Genomic DNA, 267 nt, shown 5'->3' on the forward strand with positions numbered 1-267 from the left:
TATTTAAAGGGGCCTTTTTTATCATTTATTGGTTTTTATTCTTCTATATATAGTTCTTCTTTCATCTTGATTTTTGTTTGTTATTTGATAATTAATTAATACGTGAAAATAAAAAGGACGATGAAAATGAAAAAAGGATTCTCTTTACTAGAATTAACTCTTGTTTTAGGTGTTGGGACGATGGTGGCTTTTATGAAGTTTCAGGATATGAAAAATGAACAGGAGAGTATAATGGCTTCTACTGTCGGTCAACAAATGAAACAGATC

At 29.2% G+C, this 267-nt stretch carries 1 protein-coding gene; it reads left to right on the forward strand.

Annotated features, from left to right (window positions below; all coding sequences use genetic code 11):
* Positions 1 to 120 precede the first annotated feature (120 nt).
* The coding region (locus INF68_RS23045) for a type II secretion system protein (protein ID WP_370552487.1) at positions 121 to 267 on the forward strand (147 nt) is incomplete at its 3' end.

It is taken from the genome of Enterobacter cloacae complex sp. P16RS2, from assembly GCF_014982155.1.
GTDB classification, from domain to species: domain Bacteria; phylum Pseudomonadota; class Gammaproteobacteria; order Enterobacterales; family Enterobacteriaceae; genus Enterobacter; species Enterobacter cloacae_M.